This is a genomic window from Lentzea pudingi (assembly GCF_014646255.1).
In the GTDB taxonomy this organism is placed as follows: Bacteria; Actinomycetota; Actinomycetes; order Mycobacteriales; family Pseudonocardiaceae; genus Lentzea; species Lentzea pudingi.
On the sequence record NZ_BMNC01000006.1, the window covers coordinates 335,847 to 355,657 of the forward strand.

A 19,811-nucleotide genomic window follows, 5' to 3' on the forward strand; every position below is an offset into this window, starting at 1 on the left:
CGTTCTCCAGCACAAGGGGTTAGTGAAGTGACGACGGACACAGAGGCTCGCGAGAGGGTCCTAGAGGCCGCTGACCGGCTGTTTTACGCGAAGAGCGCGCACGCGGTGGGCATGGACGAGCTGCGCACCGAGGCCGGCGTCTCGTTGAAGAAGCTCTACCAGCTCTTCGACGGCAAGGACGCGCTCGTCGAGGAGGTGCTGCGCAGGCGGGAGGAGGCCATTACCGCCGCAACCATGAAGTACGTGGTGCGCGCGGCTTCGCCGGAGGACCAGGTTCTCGCGGTCTTCGACTGGATGGCGGACTCGTCCGGCACGACGGACTTCCGCGGCTGCGCGTTCATCAACTCCTACGCGGAGCTGGGGCCGTCCTCGGAACGCGTGACGGCGGTGGTGCGCCACCAGAAGTCCGGCGTGCGCGGCGCGATCGCGGCGATGGTCGCGGCGACGGGACGGCCGGAGTGGGTGGCGGACTCGATCTTCCTGCTGTTCGAGGGGGCGATGACGAACACCGCGATCACGGTGTCGTCCGAACCCGCCCGGCAGGCGCGGAAAGCGGCGCGCTTCCTGCTGGAGAAAACAGCCTGAAGCGCGCCGCTGACCTGGCTACTGCTTACGTGCAGGGCAATGCGTCCGGGTCGGCGCCCGCCTTGGGCACCCACCGGATGTTCGCGAACGAGGCCTGGAACGCGCCGTCGGTGTAGACGAGGAACGGCGTGTTGACGGTCTCCAGGTCCAGTCCCTTGTTGGAGAAGCAGGAGACCGGGATCTTGACCGTCGACTTCTGTCCGACGGGGAGGTCGCGGAACGCCTGCGTGGCATCGATCTCCGCCATGCACGGGTACTGGCAGTGCGAGCTGATGACCGTGCGGTTGGCCGGGGCCTGGTGCACGATCACGTCGAACACGACGGCCGCGTTGGCGTTGCCGTAGCCGCGCAGGTCGCTGACCGCGGGGCTCTGCAGGTACACCTGGCCGGGGCCGGTGCCGGTCCACGTCGTCTTGAGCGCGTCCTGCTGGACGTTGACGTCGGACTGCACGACGTTGAGCTCGGCGTGCGAGGCCTGGCCGTCGGGCCCGACCACGGTGCCGCCCCAGTTCTCCGCCGAACCGATCATCGACTGGTACGGCGCGATGTCGGTGCGGTTGAAGATCTCCAGGTCCTCGGTCGCGGTGCCACCGCCACCACCGGAGCACAGGACGCCGGGGCTCGTCTCGTCGAGCTTGCCGACGTTGCCGGTCTGCCAGTCGCGCAGGCCGTAGCCGAGCTTGAACAGCGGCTTCTTGGCGGGCTCTCCCGGCAGTGCCGGGCAGGCCTCGCCGGGCCACGAGTAGGACAGCTTGCCGCTGAACCCGTTGTAACGGCCCTTGATCAGCAGGTCGGCGATGCCGCCGCCCTCGGAGCCCGGCAGCCAGGCGGCCACGAACGCGTCGGAGCGGTTGATCTCCTTGTTCATGTACAGCGCGCGGCCACCGACGTAGACGGTGACGACCGGCTTGCCCTTGCCCGAGACCTTGTCCAGCACGGCCAGGTCCTGCGGGTGCAGGCGGGCGGACTCGAACGACCGCTTGCCCAGGTCGCCCACGCCCTCCGCGTACGGGGTCTCACCGATCACGGCGATGACGGCGTCGAACTGCGACGCGTCCACACCGTCGGCGGTCTCGGCGAACGTGACGTTCGCGGCGCCCAGGGTGTCCTGGATGCCCTTGAGGATGCTGGTGGCGTTGGGGAAGTCGGCGTTGGTGTTGCCGGTGCCCTGCCAGGACAGCGTCCAGCCACCGGTCTGGTTGCCGATGTTGTCGGCGCTCTTGCCGACGACGAGGACCTTGCTGCGCTTGGAGAGCGGCAGCACGCGCTTGTCGTTCTTCAGCAGCACGGCGGACTCACGCACGGCCTCGCGGGCGAGTTCCTTGTGCTGCAACGCCTTCGCGTCACCAGCGTGCTCACGCAGCGAGGGCTTCTTCGCCTCGAACACACCGGCGCGCAGCTTGACGCGCAGGATGCGGGTCACGGCGTCGTCGATGCGGGCCATCGGGATCTCGCCGTTCTGGACGGACGCGATCGTGTTGGTGATGAACGCCTTCCAGTCGTTCGGCACCATGAAGATGTCGAGACCGGCGTTGACCGCCTGCGGGCAGCCGCCGTTCGTGCAGCCCGTGACCTGGCCGTGGCCGTTCCAGTCGCCGACGAGCAGGCCGTCGAAGCCCATCTTCTCCTTGAGGATGCCGGTCTGCACGTACTTGGAGCCGTGCACCTTGCCCTCGTTGATGACGTCGTTCGTCCAGCTGTTGAACGAGATCATCACCGTCTGGGCACCCGCGGCGAGAGCGCCGTAGTAGCCCTGACCGTGGATGTTGATCATGTCCTTCTCGGACGAGGCGTTGACGCCCTGGTCCTTGCCGCCGGTCGTGCCGCCGTCACCGAGGAAGTGCTTCGCGGTGGCGATCACACCGTCCTCGCTGATGCGCTTCTTCGCGTTGTCCTGCAAGCCCCTGACGGCCTCGTAGCCGTAGGCGCGCGTGATGCGCGGGTCCTCCGAGAAGCCCTCGTACGTGCGGCCCCACCGGTCGTCCTGCACGACGGCGAGCGTGGGCGCGAAGGCCCAGTCCTGGCCCGTGGCACGGATCTGCTCGGCCGTGGCCTCGTTGATGTCGCGGACGAGGCACGGGTCCTGCGCCGCACCGAGACCGATGTTGTGCGGGAAGACCGTGGCGCCGTAGACGTTGTTGTTGCCGTGCACGGCGTCGATGCCCCAGATGGCGGGGATCTTCGTGCGCGACTGCTTCGAGGCCTCGAAGTACGCGTCGGCGAGCGCCAGCCACTCCTGCGGCGTCGCGTTCTTCTTGGCGCCGGGCCAGCTGCCGCCACCGTTGAGGACGGAGCCGAACCCGTAGGTCGTGACGTCCGCGGGCGTGATCGCGGAGATCTCGGGCTGCGTCATCTGGCCGACCTTCTCGGCCAGCGTCATGTCCGCGAGGATCGCCTTGATGCGGGCCTCGTCCTTGCGGTCGCCGTCGAGCTGGCTGTCGACCTTCGGCCAGTCCTTGAGCGTGGGCAAGGACTTCTCGATGCGAGCACAGCCGTGCTCCGTCTTCGGCTGCCCGATGACCGTCTGCTTAGACGGCTTCGGCGGCCAGTGCTGCGCGTCCTGCGCCACGGCCGCCGAGGTCGTGCCGGCGGCGAGCGTCAGCCCCAGCACTGCGGCGAGAGTGCTTCTCCAATGCATGCCGCCGATCCTCAACGGCGTGTTACGTCCACGTCAATGGGAACGCTCTCACGACTTTTTTCCGGGAAACTTCCAGGACGAAGTTCCCATACCGGGCCTGTTCGTTCGTGTGGGGTTTTGAGCTGGTTCGTCGAGGCTGGCGAGGCCCGTTCCGGGCGGCTTCCAGGAGATCCCTCCGGCCGCACCGGGATCGGTGAGGACCAGCACCGATTCGTCGAGCCGATGGAAGTCCAGCGCGTCCTCCCCCGTCTCGTACGGCTTGCCCGCGACGAGCAGGAGCGGTTCTGGAGCTTCGTCTCGAAGTCCGCGCGGATCTCTTCCCGAACAAGCGAAAAACCCCCGGCTCCACCAGGAGCCGGGGGCCGTTCACACACGTGCGTCAGCCAGCGAGCGCGCGCACCCGGCGCAGCACCTCGTCGGCGCCCAGCGTGCGGGCCACCGCGTGCAGGTCCGGGCTCGCCTTGGAACCGGTGAGCGCCACGCGGATCAGCTGCGCGGCCTCACGGATCGAGCCGGGGTACGCGTCCGGGTTCTTCTTGAGCTCCTTGGGGTTCGGCGCGAACCCGTGCTTCGCGGCGAGCTCGCGGATCTGGCCGAACCACTCCTGGCCGTCCTCGAGGTCCGCGTAGCCGTCGGCGAAGTCCGCGGCGAACGCGGAGATCAGCTCCGGCGAAAGGCCGCCGAGGCGCTCGTCGGCGCGGTCGGAGACGAGCGGGAACAGCGACGGGAAGAAGAAGCCGTACGCGGTGCGGAAGTCCGACCACTTGCGGAGGTCCTTGCGCGGGTTCGCGACCTCCGGGCCGCGCTCGACCGTCAGCGCCGCCAGAGCCGCGTCACGCTCGGAAGCCAGCACCTCGACCAGCTCGGGGTCGTAGGTGGCAGCCCACTCCGACACCCGCGAGATGATCTCCTCGCCGGACAGGGTGGCCACGTAGTCGGCGCAGATGTCGTCGAGCTTCACCAGGTCGACCAGCGGCCCGGCGACGCCGCACTCGGCCAGCGAGATCGGGGCCTCCAGGGCCTCGGCCAGCGGCAGCTCCGCGAGGCGGGCGTTCACGAGGCCGCGCAGGTAGTACTGGACGGCCTGTGCAGGGAAGCCCGCCTCGATGAAGAACTCGACGGACGCCTCGGGGTCCTTGCGCTTCGAGAGCTTGCGCCGGGAGCCGCCCTGCTGCTTCATCAGCGGCGCGATGTGGGCGTACTCGACGCGCTCGAAGCCCAGGGCGTCGAACAGCTGCAGGTGCGTCGGCACCGAGGAGATCCACTCCTCGCCGCGGATCACCAGGTTCACGCGCATCAGGTGGTCGTCGACGGCGTGCGCGAAGTGGTACGTGGGCAGGCGCGGCGACTGGTCCGACGCCTTGAGGATCACCACGTCGTTGCGGTTGGCGTCGTGCTCGAGCTCGCCGCGGATGGCGTCGACGAACTTGGTCCGCTCCCCCGCCTTGCCCGGCGAGCGGAAGCGCACCACGTACGGACGGCCCTCGTCCAGAGCGGCCTGGACGTCCTCGGCGGTCTTGTCGCGCCAGATCGCCCACCGGCCGTAGTACCCGGTCGGCAGCTTGGTGGCCTGCTGGCGCGCGGTGATGTCCGCGAGCTCTTCCTTCGTCGCGAAGCACAGGTAGGCGGCGCCGGAGCGCACCAGCTCACGCACGTACGTCAGGTAGATCTGCTCGCGCTGCGACTGGTGGTACGGGCCGTAGGCGCCCGCCTCGTCGGCCTCGTCCGGCTGGATGCCGAAGTACTCGAACGCCTGGTTGAACTGCGCGACGGCGCCCTCGACCTCACGCGCCTGGTCGGTGTCCTCGACGCGCACGATGTACGAGCCACCGGAGTGGGTCGCGATGTCGCGGTCGATGGAGCCGACGTACAGGCCGCCGATGTGCAGGAACCCGGTCGGCGAGGGACCCAGGCGGGTGACCTTCGCGCCTTCGCCCAGCCCGCGGGGCGGGTACTGCTCCTCCCAGAAGGACGGCTCAGGCAGGTCCGAGGGGAACAGGGCGTCGACGACGGCACGGTCGAGCATCGCTAAGGGTCTCCAAACCAGGGAAGAAGTACGCCCAGGTTATCAACGTGCGCGAGCCGAAATGCCGCGCCCCAGATCATCCGCCCAGAGCCTGTCTCCTGGGTCTCGTCCCCGAGAGCTGCGCCTGAGGTGGCTCCTGGCGGTGCGGGCGGCAGATCCGCGTACCGGTGTTGTACGTGGGTCTGCCGCCCGTGCCCCCAGGAGCCACCTCAGGCCCGGGTCTCGCGGGCGAGACCCGGGAGACAGGCTCTAGGCTCACCGGCCATGGCCAAGTACCTCGACGTCCACCCGGTCAACCCGCAGAAGCGCGCCATCGACCAGGCAGTGCGGATCCTGCAGGAGGACGGCCTGATCGCGTACCCGACCGACTCCTGCTACGCGCTCGGCTGCCGGCTGGGCAACAAGGACGGCATCGACCGCATCCGGGAGATCCGCAAGCTCGACGACAAGCACCACTTCACGCTGATGTGCGAGAACTTCGCGCAGCTCGGCCAGTTCGTGGTGGTGGACAACGCGGTGTTCCGCGCGGTCAAGGCGTCCACGCCGGGCAACTACACGTTCATCCTGCCCGCGACGAAGGAGGTGCCGCGCCGCATGATGCACCCGAAGAAGAAGACGGTGGGCGCGCGCATCCCCGACCACGTCGTGACGCAGGCGCTGCTCGAGGCGATGGGCGAGCCGCTGCTCACGTCCACGCTGCTGCTGCCCGACGAGGCCGAGCCGCTGGTGCAGGGCTGGGAGATCAAGGAACGCCTCGACCACGTGGTGGACGCGGTGATCGACTCCGGGGAGTGCGGCACCACGCCCACCACGGTGGTGGACTTCTCGAGCGGCGAGGCCGAGATCATCCGCTACGGCGCGGGCGACCCGGAACGCTTCGAGTGACCGCTAGCGCCGGAACCAGGCCTGGTAGTTGGTGCCGTCGCAGGGTTCCAGCCGGACGTTGGTCTCGCCGAGCCGTTGGAGGCACCGGCCGGAGCTGAGGTGGCGGACGGTGAGGCGCGAGGCCGAGCCGCTCACCACCCAGACCTGCGACGAGGAACCGTTGCAGGTCGCGAGGCTCACGGTGTAACCGGCCTGCGCGGCGCACTTGTTGCTCTGGTTGCTCACGAGCTGGGTCTGGCGGCCGAACGAGCCCACCCACCTGAAGTTCTGGAACGCGCCGTCGTTGCACCTCGTGTGGTAGACGTCGCCGTACGGGTGCCCCGCGTAGCCGTCCAGGCAGGACGAGGTGCCGGTGCCCTGGAACTTCCAGGTCACGGCGGCCGAAGCCGGCTGGGCGGCGGCCACGGACAGGCCTGCCGCCGCCACGGCGGCGAGTGCTGCGGGTACGACCCGGCTGATCAGCCTCTTCATGTGCGTTCCCCTCTTCTCGCGCCGAGTTGTCCGGCGCGGTCGGGGGAACGATGGACGGGCGGCCATGCGAACTTCTTGCACGAGTTCTGCAATCCGCAGGTCAGGACGGGTGACGGCGCGGGCCGCCACCCGTCCCGCCCAGGACCTAGGACACGACCAGCGCGTAGTCCGCGTCGGTCGCGGCGGTCTCGACGTGACCGTCCACGTTGACCGAGGTCGCGATCACCTCGACCGTCCAGTTGCCCGCGGCGGGCGTCTGGACGAGGACGTTCTCCACGGTGTCGACGGTGTTCGCGACCCCGCCGGACGTGGACCAGTTGCCGGCCAGCAGGCCGTTGTTGCCCCAGTAGACGGTGCCGTTCGGGGCGGTGACCTTGAGCGTCAGGTCGTTGACGGTCGCCTTGGCCGCGGTCGGCGAACCGGCCGGGTCGGTGTAGGCGAGGGTTGCGCGCAGCGGCGTCTGGCCGTTGGACACCACGGTGTACTTGCGCGACTGGCCGGTGACCAGCAGGTCGGTCTCGTTGACGAGCACCGGCAGCTTCCAGCCGCCCGCCTTCGCGCGGTCGTAGAGGTTGCGCACGGACGCGGTGCCCCAGCCCTGGTGCGTGCGGGTCTGGTCGTGCGTGGTGCCGGAGAACGCGTGCTGGTCGGCCGTGTTGATCAGCAGCGCCTTCGCGGTCGCCGCGTGCGGGCGGGAGGCGAACACGTCGCGCTTCTTGCCGGGCGCTCCGTCGAACACGCCGTCGGACCACATCTGGAACAGCAGACCGGCGTTGCCGCAGGTGATCGGCGTGGCGCCGGACGTGCCGCCGAACGACGCCGTGTACGCGGTGTCGCTGGTGGACGTCGTGGTGTCGATGCGGTCGTAGAAGTTCGAGATCTCGGGCTTGATGCGGCCGTCGGCGGCGGGGCCGATCGACGCTCCGCCGTTCCACTTGTCGTCGGTGCGCGAGGCGGTGTTGTAGTGGTAGTGCCCGCCGACCGACAGCACGTTCTTGGCCCATGCCTGCGGGCGTGAGCTCCTGGTGCCCGCGTTGCTCTGCGACTGGCAGATCAGCAGGTCGTGGTCGAACACGATCCGGTCCATCTGCTGCGAGATCGAGTTGTACGCCGTGGTGAGCGAGTCACCCCAGCTGTTCGACTGGAACACCGCGCGGTACTGGCCCGCCGGGTCGACGAGCCGCTTGGTGTGCGCGTAGCGGTCGCCGGTGTTGTAGACGGCCGTGATGCCCTGGCCCTCCGGCAGCAGGCCGCGGTGCGCGGACGAGACGCCGGACGCGAAGATCTGCCCGTACGTCGCGGTGCCGTGCGAGGTGTTCGTCGAGTTCGCGGTGTGCTGCAGCGGCGGCCGGGCGCGGAACTCCTGGTGCGTGACGCGGAACCCGCCGTCCATCACCTCGCCGCGCACGCCCTGGCCCTTGTAGCCGCCGGCCGACTCGATGTGGTTCGCGCCGGAGGACTCCCGCGAGATCGCCATGTCGGTCTCCGGCGCGGACACCGGGTCGATCGCGATCACGGCGGGCAGCTTCGCGAGCTGGGCGGCTTGCTCGGCGTCCAGGGTGGCCATGATGTGCTCACGGCTCTCGGAGATGACGTTCACCTTGCCGCCCAAGGACTTCACCTTGGCCGCGACGGTCTTCTGGTCGCGCGCGTCCTGCTCGACCAGCGTGATCAGGTAGTCGGACGAGCCGCCCAGCGCCATGATCCGCGGCTGGGCCGCGAACGGCTTCACCTCGCGCACGTAGCTCAGCCGTGCGACGGGCGCGGTGTTCGTCATGCGGGCGAGGTAGGTGCCGTCCTGGACGAACGTGCCGAGACGCACGCCGAGACCCTCGAGCTGGTGGCGCTGGTCATCGGACAGGGTGGTGCGGAACTGCAGCAGGTAGGCGCCCTCGGCCGGGGCAGCGACGGCAGGAACGCCGCTGATCAGCGAGAACGCCGCGGCGATGCTCAACATTGTGCGCAGCACGAATACAACCTCCATCGGCAGGGTTGGCGGCAACCGGAGGAAGTAACCGCCCGTGACCAGGACGTTACCGGGGAAGGCCGGGTCAGGACATCAGTCGTTCGGCGGTGATCATCTCGCGGGACGGTGTAGCAGAATCCGGTCGCCCGCGATGTTCACGTTCACCCGGATGGTGCATCCGGAGTAACGTCCGATCAGGTAAGCCCGACATGCCCGGCACAGCATTTCCGCGCGCGGAGGACGGATGTCTGTCTCACCTGAGCAGCTGATGGAAGAACTGCGCACGTTGTGCCGAGGGCGCGGTGTGCAGACTCCCGGTATCGACTTGCACGTCGGACCGGCGCTGCGCCAGGTCTGCGGCATCGTCGAGACGGACGGCGCGGAAGCCGTGCGAACGAAACTGCGCGACTGGGTCGCGAACGCGGCGCGCGCTTTCCCGGTCGAGGTCCGCAACGCCGTTCTGGCGCCGCTCGGACTGCACGACGACGCGCAGTTCCGGTTCCTCAACGAACGCATCGAGTGGCTCGCGAAGCAACAGGACCGCGGGGCGCGCACGGTGCGCAGGAGGATGGACGCCGGACTGCAGCGCCTGGTGGAGGTGGCGCTGCAGCCGGCCCCTTCGACGACGCACGCGGCGCCGTCGGAACTGTGGCACGTCAAGGAGTTCGACGCGCTGCTGAAGCTGGACGGTCCGACGCCCGCGTGCACGGAGCGCCGGACCGTGGTGGCCGACACCGACGGTGTCAACGAGATCGCGTGGTCGATCACGATCCCCGCCCCCACGCCCGACGGCGCTCCTGGCGACCTGGACGTGGAGGTGTTGCACGGGGTCGAGCTCATCGGCCACGAACGTCCGTCCCCGCGCCGCATCTTGATGAAGCTGCGGTTGCCCCGACCCCTCAACGCAGGGCAAACGCACCAGTTCGCGCTGGAAGTTCGCGTGCCGCGCGGACAGTCGATGCGTCCGACCTACGTGTTCTGGCCGGAGCGGATGTGCGAGTCGTTCCGGTTGCGGGTGCGGTTCGACCGGGACGACCTACCGGAATCGGTGTGGCGCGTCGAGGAAGCCCTGGCGCGCGACACCGATGACCTGACGCCTTGGCCGCAGACGCTGCCCCTGGACGAGATCGGGGAGATCGACGTGCAGTTCCCCCACCCCCGTCAGGGCCGCGGCTACGGCGTGCAGTGGACGCCGTAGCGAGTAGCCGGAGACGTTCAGATCATCTCGATGCAGAAGTGCGGTTCCACGGCTGACACCTCCCTCTGATGGTCAGGGAGAACCGCAGTCCGAATTCGAGTCAGATCACCGTTGCGATGAAGACGCTGCCGGCCATGAATCCCACAAAAAGGCAGATCGCGGCAACCTTCATCACGGTGGCGAGTGAGCAGATCATTCTCATCGAGAAATTCACCTTCTCATCTGACTGGCTTTCGGGCTGTTGTTCTCGCCGATGCACCAAGAGTGGCTTTTCGCCAGTCGGATGAGAACGGGTTTCCTGTTTCCTACGAAATCAGGAAACCCGGAATCGTCATTTCTGCGTGCGGCGCAGCGCCATCACGAGCAATGCGTGGGAACTGCCGGCGTGCGGGAGCATGCCCTGTCTCACGAGGTCCAGCGCGCGGCAGAACGGCATCGTCCGCACGCACAGGTCGGCTTCCGCGGGTTCGAGGGACGGCTCGCCCTGGGTGAGGCCGGTGGCGAGGAAGATGTGGTCGACGTGGTTGCTCAGGCTGTCCGCGCCGTGGATCTGTCCCAGCCGCTCCCAGCGCTGGGCCCGCAGCCCGGTCTCCTCCTCTAGCTCACGGCGTGCCGCGGCGACGGGATCGGCGTCGCCGTCGTCGATCGCGCCGCCGGGTAGTCGCCACTCCGTGCCGCCGTGGGTGTAGATCCACTGCCGGGTCAGGACGACGTGGTCGTCGTCCTGGATGGCCAGCACCGTGACCGAGGCGGGCGCCACGACGTGCGTGTAGGTGCCGTGTCCGCCGTCCGGCCGGACCACGGAGTCGGCGCGCACCTCGAACCACTGGGAACGGTGCACCACGTTGGTAGCCAGGCGCTGCCAGACCATCACGACACCGGCAGCATCGTCGAAGCGCGTCATCACCATGACTCACATGGAACCATCGACGGCTGCTTCAGTTGGCCCCAGTAGATCGTCAATCTCCGGACAATTAGTGGACATTCCGTGTCCGTCTGTTTCAACCCGTCCACACTACCGGGGAGGGGGTGAAACAGTGTCGCCCACGTTCGCACAGCAGGTGCGCCGACTGCGCAGGGAGCGCGGGCTCTCCCTGACGAAAATGGCCGAGCGGGTCCGCTACAGCAAGGGATACCTCAGCAAAATCGAGAACGGCCAGGTCCGCCCGACTCCCGAGATGGCGAAGATCTTCGAGGACGCCCTGAGCGCCGGGGGCCTGCTGCTGACGCTCGCCGACACCCCCGCCCGTCCGATCCCCAGCGACAACCGGGTCCTGCGCACCTACGACTCGATGTTCGACCACCACCGGGTGCTCGGCCACCGGTCCGACCCGGAGTCCGTGCTCCTCGCGCTGCGGCCCCAGGTCGACGTCCTGAGCAGGATGGCTCGTTCCGCCGACGACCCGGGGCTGAGCCACGGTCTCTGGCTGCTCGCCGCGAAGTACGCCGAGTACGCGGGCTGGATGGAACAGGAACGCGGTGACGACGTGGCCGCGGCCGAGATGACCCGGCGAGCGGTCTCGTACGCGGTCAAGGGCGGCGACCAGGAACTGGAGGCCTACGCACAGGTCCGGGCCGCCGAGTTCGCGCTGTACCGGGGTGATGCCCGCTCGACCGTCCTGTGGGCGCGCCGGGCGAGCAAGTCCCGTTCCAGAGCGGTGCAAGCCGTTGCGGCGCAACGGGAAGCGCAAGGTTACGCACTCGCGGGCGCCACCACGTTGTGCGAGGCCGCCCTCGAGCAGGCCAGCGCCCTGCAGGCGGACGTCGGCGACTTCCGCTACGGCAGCACCAGTCTGATCGACCAGGTGGCGATCGCGACCGCCTGGTCGTACCACGAACTGGGGCGCCACACCGAGGCCGCCGCGATCCTCGACACCGAGGTCCCGCTGATCGAGTCGACGGCCCTGCGCGCACGCGCCAGGTTCGGTCTGCGCCGGGCACTCGCCCACGCGGAGGCGGGCAACGTGGACCACGCCTGCGCGCTGATCATCGATCTGCTGGACGACGTCCGCCAGGTGCAGTCGGCGACCGTGAACATCGACCTCAGCGCGTTCGGCAAGCTGCTGTCCCGGATCCGGCCGGTGGCGGGTCGCGAGGTGATCGGCGAGATCAGCAAGATCCTCTTCGCCTAGAGCTCACACCGCGGTCCGCCGGCCTTCCCTCTCCAGCGCCTCCGCCATCTCCACCCAGGCCTCCGCGCAGCCGCGGGCCATGTCCGCCACCAGTTCCCGGCAGTGCGAGGGCACCCCGGACACGACGGTGGCCCACTCGCCGGACGACACCGCGTGCATCTCCAGCCAGCGCAGCACCAGCCGCCCGTGCTCGTTGAACCGCAGCGAGGGGTCCCGCCGCAGGATCGGCAGGGTGACGTCGGGGTCGCGCACCTCGTTGCGGCCTGCGGGAAGCGTCGCGTCGGCCCGTTCGGCGGCCCGCATCCGTTCCGGCACGGGGTCCATCCCGGCGTTGAGCCGGCGGCGGACGTCCCGGACGGTTCCCGGCGACACCCCGGCCGCCCGCGCGATGTCGCGCAGCGAGGCGTCGGGGCGTTCCTCCACCATCCGTCCCGCGAGCCGGCGCCCGGCCGCGGAGTTGACCGGCCGGACCTTGCCGTCCCTCCCTACCCGGATCGGCGCCTGCCCTCCCACGGCGCGCCGCAGCACGCCGACGGACTTGGCGGCGAGGCCGGTGGAGGCGGCGATGGCGCGGTCCGACCACTGCGCGTGCGAGCGCAGCAAACGCCGGGCCGCGGCCTCGCGGTCGGCGGTCGAGAGCGTCGCGAGGTTCAGGGTGACCGACAACCCGAACAGGTCCTCGGCGGGTCCGTCGACGTACTCGACCTCGACGGAACGGCAGCCGCGCAGGACGGCGGCCCTGAGGCGGTGGGTGCCGTCGACGACCTTCATCGTCGGGCGGTGCACCACGATCGGTGACAGGTGGGCGCCGGACGACGCCAGTGAACGGATGAATTCGTCGCTGCAGCCACGGAGTCGTGGCGAGTCCGCGGATCGCAGCGCGGTGATGTCGACGAGCATGCTGAATCGAGCCCCCCAGGCTGAGTCTCCCCGGAACCCCCAGGTGCCCGGAGACGACCAGAGCAGGTTAGCCAGTTGTTCAACGGGAGCGCCACTCAATCGCGGGGCAAACGTCCATCACCATGCGCAGCCCCGCGTTCCGGGCGCGCGCGTACGCGGCGTCGTCGACCACGCCGAGCTGGAACCACACCGCCTTCGCACCGATCGCGACGGCCTCGTCGGCGAACTGGCCCGCGTCCTCCGAGCGGCGGAACACGTCCACGACGTCGACGGGGAACGGGATGTCCGCGAGCGTCGCGTAGCCCTGCTCGCCGTGCACGGTCTCGGCGGACGGGTGCACCGGCACGATCTTCTTGCCGCGTTGCTGCAGGAAGCGGGCCACGCCGTGGGCCGCGCGGGACAGGTTGTCCGAGAGCCCGACGATGGCCCAGACCTGGCAGTTCTCGAGGATCCAGTCGACGTCTTCACGCATGCCGTCCACACTAACCTTGTGACGCCGGTCACAATTGCTGGAAGCCGGTCGAAACCGCGGGGCCCCGATCGACGGCTCGGTAGAAACGACCGGACACCAGCCAGAGGAGATCGAGATGCGGTTCATGGTCATCGTCAAGGCGAACGAGGACACCGAGAACTCCGTCATGCCCACCACCGAGGAACTGGCCGCGATGGGCAACTACAACGAGGAGCTCGTCAAGGCCGGCGTGATGCTCGCGGGCGACGGTCTCTACCCGAGCGCGAAGGGCGCGCGCGTCGCGTTCGACGGCAAGGGCGCGACGACGGTGATCGATGGTCCGTTCACCGAGGCCAAGGAACTGATCGCGGGCTTCTGGATCTGGGAGCTGCCGTCGCTGCAGGACGCCGTGGAGTGGCTGAAGAAGGCGCCGTTCCAGGAGGGCGAGGTCGAGATCCGCCAGGTCCACGGCCCCGAGGCGTTCGGTGACGCGCTGACGCCCGAGATCCAGGCTCAGGAAGACCGGATGCGCGAGCAGATCACGGCGCGGAACCAGTGACTCCGTCCTGACAGGACTCAGCGACCGCGACGGGGTTTCACGCGCTTGGCGGGCTGCTTCTTCTGCTGGGGCGCCGGACCCCGTCGCTGCTGCTGTTGTTTGGGGGCCTGCTTCTTCGCCGGTTCCGGCGCGGGGCCGCGGGTGCTGTTGACCGTGCGGCCGCGGACGATGCCGATGAGGTGCTCGACCAGCTCGGGGTTCTCGTCGCGGATCGGGAACGACAGCGCGACGCGGGACTGCGGCGCGTCGGCGAGCGGCACGTACTTCAGGTCCTTGCGGTGGTGCAGCCGCGCGAGGGACTGCGGCACCACGAGCACCCCGACGCCCGCCGCCACGATCTGGACGGCGTCCGCCGTGGTCTCCGGGCGTTCGACCGGCGCCTGACCGGGCTGCTCGTCCCACTCCAGCGCGTCGTCGAGCGGCTGCCACAGGACGTGCCCGGCCAGGTCCGCGAGGGACAGTTCGTCGGCCGCGGCGAACTCGTGGTCCTTCGGGAACACGACGACGCTCGTCTCGGTGTAGAGCGGGATCGCGTGCAGGTCCTCCCGGTCGCCGGGCAGCCGGAGCAGCGCGGCGTCGGCCTCGCCGGAGCGCACCTTCTCGGCGGCGACGGCCGCGGGCACCTGCACGAGGGTCAGCTCGGCGTCCGGCAGGCGGTCCTGCCAGACCCGCGCCCACTTGCCCGGCGTCACGCCTGGGACGTACGCGAGCGTGAACGATCCGGTCACGTGCTGAGGCTACCGGACGAGCCCGTTACTCTTTTCCGCATGAAGTCGCAGCAGACCATGAAGCCCGCCACCGCCGCCAAGAAGCTCGGCGTGTACCTCGAGGCGACGCCCGAGGAGTTCCAGGCTGGCGTCGTGTCGCGCGACGAGCTGAACGAACTGCAGGCCAACCCGCCGCAGTGGCTGGCGGACCTGCGCAGCAACGGCCCGCACCCGAAGCAGCTCATCGCGCAGAAGCTCGGCATCTCGACGTCGGCCCTGGTGCGCGCCGGCATCACCGAGGCGCTGACCACCGAGCAGATCAACGCGCTCAAGACCGAGAACCCGGACTGGCTGGTGCGCGAGCGCGCCACCTACAAGGAGTTCAAGGCCGAAGAGGCGCGGCTGGCGGAGAAGGCGCGCCTCGAGGGCGAGGAGCAGGACTAGACCCCGGTCCCGGCAGGGATCAGCCCAGCACGTACGGGATCTCCAGAGCTCCCAGTCCGGCGCGCTCCGACTCGGTCGGGGCGCGCCGTCCCGTTCCCACCAGCAGCACGTCCACGTCGGACCACGAGGCTGGGAACGGCCCGGCGATCCGTTCGAGCACCTCGCGGCACCGCGCCACCGCCTGCCCGGGCGGTCCCGCCACGTGCGGCAGGTGCCGGACCAGGTCGAGGTGGTGCAGCGTCCACTCCCAGACGTACGCGCTCAGGTAGCCCGACGTGCTCAGCACCATGTCCTGAGTGGTCACCGCGAGCGTCCGGTCGGCCAGCCCCGCCGCGCGCGCCGCCGCCCGGCCCACGTCGTCCACGTGGTGCTTCAGCATCCAGGGCTCCCCGTACGCGGCGGCGAGCCTCCGCGTCAGCGCGGCCAGCGGGTCGTCAGCGGGCTCGTGCGAGACCTTCCAGTACGTCACCTCGTCGTGGGTGACGGGGTCCGTCGCAGGCGTCACCAGCGTGATCAGCACGTCCTGCGCGTCGATCACGAGGTGGCACACCAGGTCGCGCACCAGCCAGCCGTCGCACCCGGACGGCCGGTCGAAGTCGTCGTCGGTGAGCTCGCCGACCGCCTCCAGCAGCGCCCCCAGCGCGAGCGAAAACAGATCCACCACCGCAAACTACAACGATCGAGGGCGGTCGAACGGTTAGGTTGGTGGGCATGGGCAAGTCCCCGGCTGTGGAGCTCGAGGTGGAGGACCGCGTCGTGCGGATCTCCAACCCCGACCGCGTCTACTTCCCCGCACGCGGCGAGACGAAGCTGGATCTCGCGAACTACTACCTGTCCGTCGGCGACGGGATCGTCCGCGCTCTGCGGGAACGGCCGTGCATGCTGCACCGCTTCCCCGAGGGCGTCACGGGCGAGAAGGTGCACCAGAAGAGGCTTCCGAACGGCGCGCCCCCGTGGGTGAGGACCGTGCGGGTGCATTTTCCCCGATACAACCGCCACGCGGACGAGCTGTGCGTCACGCACATCGCGGACGTGGTCTGGGCGGTGCAGATGTCCACTGTGGAGTTCCACCCGTGGAACTCGCGCGCCGCGGACACGGAGAAGCCCGACGAGTGGCGCATCGACCTCGACCCCGGCCCCACGTGCTCGTTCGACCGGGTGCGGCGGGTGGCGCTGGTGGTGCAGGAGGTGCTGGCCGAACTGGGCGCGACGGGGTTCCCGAAGACGTCCGGGTCGAAGGGCCTGCACATCTACGTGCGGATCAAGCCGGACCACGGGTTCCAGGACGTGCGGAAGGCGGCTCTGGCGTTCGCGCACGAGGTCGAACGCCGCGCGCCCGACGACGTCGAGACGACGTGGTGGCGCAAGGACCGAGACCCGTCGCTGGTTTTCGTGGACTACAACCAGAACACGCGCGACCGCACGATCGCCAGCGCGTACTCGGTGCGCGGCTACCCCGAGGCGACGGTGTCCACGCCGATCCGGTGGGACGAGGTCCCGGACGTCGACCCGCACGAGTTCACCATCGCCACCGTGCCGAAGCGCTATGCCGAACTGGGCGACCTGCACGCCGGGATCGACGACGCGGTCTGGTCGATCGAACCGCTGCTGGAGTGGGCCGCCCGCGACGAACTCGAGGTCCCCGATGAGCAGTAGCCCGCTGAAGTTCTCGTCGCTCGACCAGCCGCTCTTCGGCGGTGCCCTGAAGGGCGACCTGGTGGAGTACCTGGACTTCGTGGCGGACAGGTTCGTGCCGGTGCTCGCCGGGCGGCAGCTGTCGGTGTGGCGGATCCTGCGCGGCCAGGACCCGTTCATGCAGAAGAACGTCCCGAAGTACACGCCCTCGTACGTGCGCACGGTCGAGGTCTGGGCGGAGGCGTCGCACCGCAAGATCAAGTACGCGATCTGCGACGACGAGCAGACGCTCATGTGGTTCGCGAACCAGCGCGCGGTCGAGTACCACGTGCCGCTCTACCTCGGTGACCACTTCGGCGAGGACCACCACCAGACCCACATGGTGCTCGACGTCGACCCGCCGGAGGGCGCTGGTTTCGACGTCGTGGTCGGGTCGGCGCTGCTGATCCGCGCTGCCCTGTCCGACGCCGGCCTGGAGAGCGTCGTGAAGACGAGCGGCGCCAAGGGCGTGCACATCTTCGTGCCGCTGGAGGAGCACTCCCCCGACGACGTGGCCGCGGCGACACGTGCGGTGGCCGTGCGCGCGGAGAAGCTCGACCCGTCGCTGGCGACCACGGCGTACATCAAGACCGAGCGGGGCGGGAAGGTGTTCCTGGACTCGACGCGCGCCTGGGGAGCCACGGTCGTCGCGGCCTACAGCCCCCGGCTGCGCGAGGGCCTGCCGATCTCGTTCCCGGTGCCGTGGGAGTCGCTGAAGGACGTCACACCGGCCGACTTCACGATCAGGACCCGGTTCGACGGCGACCCGTGGACGTCGCTGATGCCCGCGCCGCAACGGTTGCCGGACGACCTGGTGGCGCAGGGCCACACCATCCCGGTCGCCCGCGTCGCCGCGATGCACGAGGGCAAGCGCCGGAAGGCTCAGCGCGAACGCGAGAAGTAGGCGACGACCGCCGCCGCCAGGGGCAGGCCGACGTGGGCGACGCTGACGACCGTCGGCTCGCTGGCGGACACGTAGTCGTTGGCGCGCACCAGGATTCCGGCGGCCACCGCGGTGGTCGCCGCGAACCTGGCGGTGCCGGTGGTCAGCGTGACGATCAGCGGGACGACGACCAGCCCGGCCAGACTCGCGTGGGTGACGTACAGCGGGACCTCGGCGGTCAGGGTCATGACCGAGCCCAGCAGCAGGAGCGCGGGCCCGATCGTGCTGAGCCACTGCTTGTCGCGCCAGGTGCGGTAGGCGGCGAGGCCGATGAGCGCGACCGCGGCGGCGATCACCGTGACGTCCTCGCCGTCGCCGTTGATCGACGTCAGCTCCTGGCCCGCGTAGGCGACCACGTAGACGCCCAGCGCTCCCAGTGCGCCGCCGGCGGCCGCGAGCCACGACGGGGTTGCCGTGACCGCGAGGGCCAGGGCGGTCGCGGCCAGTGCGTACGGGACCCACGCGTAGGTCTCGCCGCCGCTGAGCAGGCCGGTGGTGCCGGCCAGCAGACCCAGTGCGGCTCCCTGCGCCCACGGGTGGTCGCGGCAGGTGATCGTGAACAGGGCCGCTGTCAGGGCCCACGGCCAGACCGCGGCGAACACGAAGCCGTTGGGAGCCGCCACGAACGTGCCCGATTCGGTGAACGCGTGGAGGATGCCGCCGGGGATCGTCATCAGGCTGAGGACGAGGAGGGTGAGGGCGAGGCCCGCGGCGAGGCGGGGCAGTGCGGCGACCAGTTCCGGTGACCGATCGGGAGCGGCTGGTTCCGACGCGACCGCGGGCTTCGCCACCAGCGGTTTCGCTTCGGGAGGCTTCGGCTGGGCGGTCTTCGGTTCCGGACGTTTCGGCTCTGGCTGCTTCGGCTTGACCGACGACGCCGGCGCGGGCTTCTCCCCCAGCGCCTCCCGGGCAGCCGTTGCCACCATCCGGCTGTCGTCCTCCGCCAACCGCCGCAACGCCAGCCGAGCCGCCAGCGCCCGCCCCTCGTGCGCGACCGACAACATCCGCCGCAACTCGGGAACCGCCCCGGCGCGCACCCCCGGCAGCGAGTGGTCGATCGCCTCCTGCAGTTCCGGAGGCAGCGCGGAAGGCACCGACACCGGGCGCGCGCGGCGGGCGATGCGCAGGTCGCCGCGGACGTCGAGCATCCACTTGCCGGGTGTCTGGTGCGGGGTCACGCGGCGGACGCGGTCGTAGACGTACTCGTACAGCTCGTCGAGGCCCACGTGGCCGTCCTGGTCGCGGTCGGCGTCGCCGGACTCCAGGCCCTCGACCAGGGCCGAGGTGAAGACCGACGGTTCGGCCTCGGACGTGTCGGCCACGGCGGCGCCCTCGAAGGCGTACTCCATGGCCGACGAGGCGGTGATGACGGCTCGGCCGCTGCCGCCGAACTGTTCCTCGATGCCCACGGAGCCGCCTGCGCGCGCGACCATGCCCCGGCCGAACGCGCCGGAGTAGCAGCAGTCCAGGAGCAGCACGACTCTGCGGGAGCGGGAGCGGTTCATGCGGCGGGCCACGAAGTCCGCGGACACGGCGGTGCCGGCCAGGCGGGTGAGCTTGGTGCTGGACGTGGCGAAGTGGAGCTCACCGGCCTCGTCCTTCACGCCGTGGCCGGAGAAGTGCAGGACCAGCAGATCGTCGGGGGTGCGGTCGGCGAAGAAGTCCTCGACGGCCTCGTTCACCTCGGCGGCCGGCGAGTTGATCAGGGTGCGCACATGGAAGCCGCCGATGCGCGGGTCCGCCAGCACCTCGCCGAGGCGGGCGGCGTCGTGGGCCGGGGCGCGCAGTGCGGAGAGGCCGGGATCGGTGAACTCGTGGCTCGCGATGATCAGCGCGTAGCGGTGCAGGTGGCGGCCGAGCCACGCGGAACGCTGCGCCAGCTCGGCTTCCGTCGGGGCGCCGGTGAGCTCCAGGGGCTCGCCGTCCGCCTCCACCGTCACGGAACGCTCGCGGCGCTGGCCAAGCCACGCCGACACGGCGTTGATCAGCGCCGCGAGGACCGTGGACGACGAGATCGTGGCCAGCAGGGTGCCGAGCTCGGCCGGGTCGACGGCCTTGGCGCCCGCAGGAGCGGAACCGGAAGCGGAAGAGACGGCGACGAACTCTTCCAGCTCGGTCCCGAGGAACCCGGTGAGCTGCTCGATGCGCTCGTCGTCGGCGCCGTCCTCGTGCACGCGAAGTGTGACGTCGGTCATAGCGGCCTCCTACTCCCAGGAGGTCGCTCACCGGCCG

The 19,811-nt window shown here is 69.6% G+C and carries 18 protein-coding genes; 8 read left to right on the plus strand and 10 right to left on the minus strand.

Annotated features, from left to right (window positions below):
• Nucleotides 1-27 precede the first annotated feature (27 nt).
• Nucleotides 28-585, plus strand: coding sequence for a TetR/AcrR family transcriptional regulator (locus tag IEY88_RS23500; protein WP_229693666.1), 558 nt, complete (start codon nt 28-30; stop codon nt 583-585).
• A gap of 25 nt (nt 586-610) precedes the next feature.
• Here IEY88_RS23500 and IEY88_RS23505 read toward each other — a convergent pair whose 3' ends face one another.
• Both IEY88_RS23505 and IEY88_RS23510 read right to left on the minus strand, forming a co-directional pair.
• Nucleotides 611-3,223: a glycoside hydrolase family 3 protein gene (locus tag IEY88_RS23505; protein WP_189156963.1), complete on the minus strand. Its 2,613-nt coding sequence runs from the start codon at nt 3,221-3,223 to the stop codon at nt 611-613.
• A gap of 379 nt (nt 3,224-3,602) precedes the next feature.
• Entirely contained in the window at nt 3,603-5,249 is a 1,647-nt protein-coding gene (locus tag IEY88_RS23510) for a glutamate--tRNA ligase (protein ID WP_189156964.1), read from the minus strand.
• Nucleotides 5,250-5,513: 264 nt separating this feature from the next.
• On the opposite strand from IEY88_RS23510, the gene IEY88_RS23515 reads away from it, so the two are divergent.
• On the plus strand, nt 5,514-6,134 hold the full coding sequence (locus IEY88_RS23515) for an L-threonylcarbamoyladenylate synthase (RefSeq protein WP_189156965.1): 621 nt from the start codon (nt 5,514-5,516) through the stop codon (nt 6,132-6,134).
• Between the two features lie 3 nt (nt 6,135-6,137).
• Here IEY88_RS23515 and IEY88_RS23520 read toward each other — a convergent pair whose 3' ends face one another.
• Together IEY88_RS23520 and IEY88_RS23525 are read right to left on the minus strand one after the other, a co-directional pair.
• The gene (locus IEY88_RS23520; RefSeq protein WP_189156966.1) at nt 6,138-6,605 is read right to left on the minus strand and encodes an RICIN domain-containing protein; all 468 of its coding nucleotides are present in this window, start codon (nt 6,603-6,605) and stop codon (nt 6,138-6,140) included.
• A 145-nt stretch (nt 6,606-6,750) separates the two neighbouring features.
• Nucleotides 6,751-8,574 (minus strand): S8 family serine peptidase, encoded by a 1,824-nt coding sequence (locus IEY88_RS23525; RefSeq protein ID WP_229693667.1) that lies wholly within the window; start codon nt 8,572-8,574, stop codon nt 6,751-6,753.
• 241 nt (nt 8,575-8,815) lie between these two features.
• Between IEY88_RS23525 and IEY88_RS23530 the strand changes: the two genes are divergently transcribed.
• The gene (locus tag IEY88_RS23530) at nt 8,816-9,769 is read left to right on the plus strand and encodes a hypothetical protein (RefSeq protein ID WP_189156967.1); all 954 of its coding nucleotides are present in this window, start codon (nt 8,816-8,818) and stop codon (nt 9,767-9,769) included.
• Between the two features lie 331 nt (nt 9,770-10,100).
• On the opposite strand, the gene IEY88_RS23535 is transcribed toward IEY88_RS23530, so the two are convergent.
• Nucleotides 10,101-10,679: an NUDIX domain-containing protein gene (locus IEY88_RS23535; RefSeq protein WP_229693668.1), complete on the minus strand. Its 579-nt coding sequence runs from the start codon at nt 10,677-10,679 to the stop codon at nt 10,101-10,103.
• A 127-nt stretch (nt 10,680-10,806) separates the two neighbouring features.
• Here IEY88_RS23535 and IEY88_RS23540 point away from each other — a divergent pair, with 127 nt between their 5' ends.
• On the plus strand, nt 10,807-11,901 hold the full coding sequence (locus tag IEY88_RS23540; RefSeq protein WP_189156968.1) for a helix-turn-helix domain-containing protein: 1,095 nt from the start codon (nt 10,807-10,809) through the stop codon (nt 11,899-11,901).
• Between the two features lie 3 nt (nt 11,902-11,904).
• Here IEY88_RS23540 and IEY88_RS23545 read toward each other — a convergent pair whose 3' ends face one another.
• Both IEY88_RS23545 and IEY88_RS23550 read right to left on the minus strand, forming a co-directional pair.
• Nucleotides 11,905-12,801, minus strand: a complete 897-nt coding sequence (locus tag IEY88_RS23545) for a ParB/RepB/Spo0J family partition protein (protein ID WP_189156969.1) — start codon at nt 12,799-12,801, stop codon at nt 11,905-11,907.
• 79 nt (nt 12,802-12,880) lie between these two features.
• Nucleotides 12,881-13,273: a CoA-binding protein gene (locus IEY88_RS23550; RefSeq protein ID WP_189156970.1), complete on the minus strand. Its 393-nt coding sequence runs from the start codon at nt 13,271-13,273 to the stop codon at nt 12,881-12,883.
• Nucleotides 13,274-13,388: 115 nt separating this feature from the next.
• Between IEY88_RS23550 and IEY88_RS23555 the strand changes: the two genes are divergently transcribed.
• Entirely contained in the window at nt 13,389-13,811 is a 423-nt protein-coding gene (locus IEY88_RS23555; RefSeq protein WP_189156971.1) for a YciI family protein, read from the plus strand.
• Nucleotides 13,812-13,828: 17 nt separating this feature from the next.
• Here IEY88_RS23555 and IEY88_RS23560 read toward each other — a convergent pair whose 3' ends face one another.
• Nucleotides 13,829-14,539, minus strand: a complete 711-nt coding sequence (locus IEY88_RS23560; protein WP_189156972.1) for a LysR substrate-binding domain-containing protein — start codon at nt 14,537-14,539, stop codon at nt 13,829-13,831.
• A gap of 57 nt (nt 14,540-14,596) precedes the next feature.
• Here IEY88_RS23560 and IEY88_RS23565 point away from each other — a divergent pair, with 57 nt between their 5' ends.
• Nucleotides 14,597-14,962: a DUF5997 family protein gene (locus IEY88_RS23565; protein ID WP_229693723.1), complete on the plus strand. Its 366-nt coding sequence runs from the start codon at nt 14,597-14,599 to the stop codon at nt 14,960-14,962.
• Between the two features lie 19 nt (nt 14,963-14,981).
• Here IEY88_RS23565 and IEY88_RS23570 read toward each other — a convergent pair whose 3' ends face one another.
• Nucleotides 14,982-15,623 carry a maleylpyruvate isomerase N-terminal domain-containing protein gene (locus IEY88_RS23570; RefSeq protein WP_189156974.1) on the minus strand — a complete coding sequence of 214 codons (642 nt, stop codon included), beginning with the start codon at nt 15,621-15,623 and terminating at the stop codon, nt 14,982-14,984.
• Nucleotides 15,624-15,673: 50 nt separating this feature from the next.
• Here IEY88_RS23570 and ligD point away from each other — a divergent pair, with 50 nt between their 5' ends.
• Nucleotides 15,674-16,618 carry a non-homologous end-joining DNA ligase gene (ligD, locus tag IEY88_RS23575; RefSeq protein ID WP_189156975.1) on the plus strand — a complete coding sequence of 315 codons (945 nt, stop codon included), beginning with the start codon at nt 15,674-15,676 and terminating at the stop codon, nt 16,616-16,618.
• Nucleotides 16,608-17,540, plus strand: a complete 933-nt coding sequence (locus tag IEY88_RS23580) for a DNA polymerase domain-containing protein (protein ID WP_189156976.1) — start codon at nt 16,608-16,610, stop codon at nt 17,538-17,540. The genes ligD and IEY88_RS23580 overlap by 11 nt, the downstream gene beginning before the upstream one ends.
• On the opposite strand, the gene IEY88_RS45140 is transcribed toward IEY88_RS23580, so the two are convergent.
• Nucleotides 17,519-19,774, minus strand: coding sequence for an effector-associated constant component EACC1 (locus tag IEY88_RS45140; protein ID WP_189156977.1), 2,256 nt, complete (start codon nt 19,772-19,774; stop codon nt 17,519-17,521). The two genes, IEY88_RS23580 and IEY88_RS45140, sit on opposite strands and share 22 nt — an antisense overlap.
• Nucleotides 19,775-19,811: the final 37 nt, after the last annotated feature.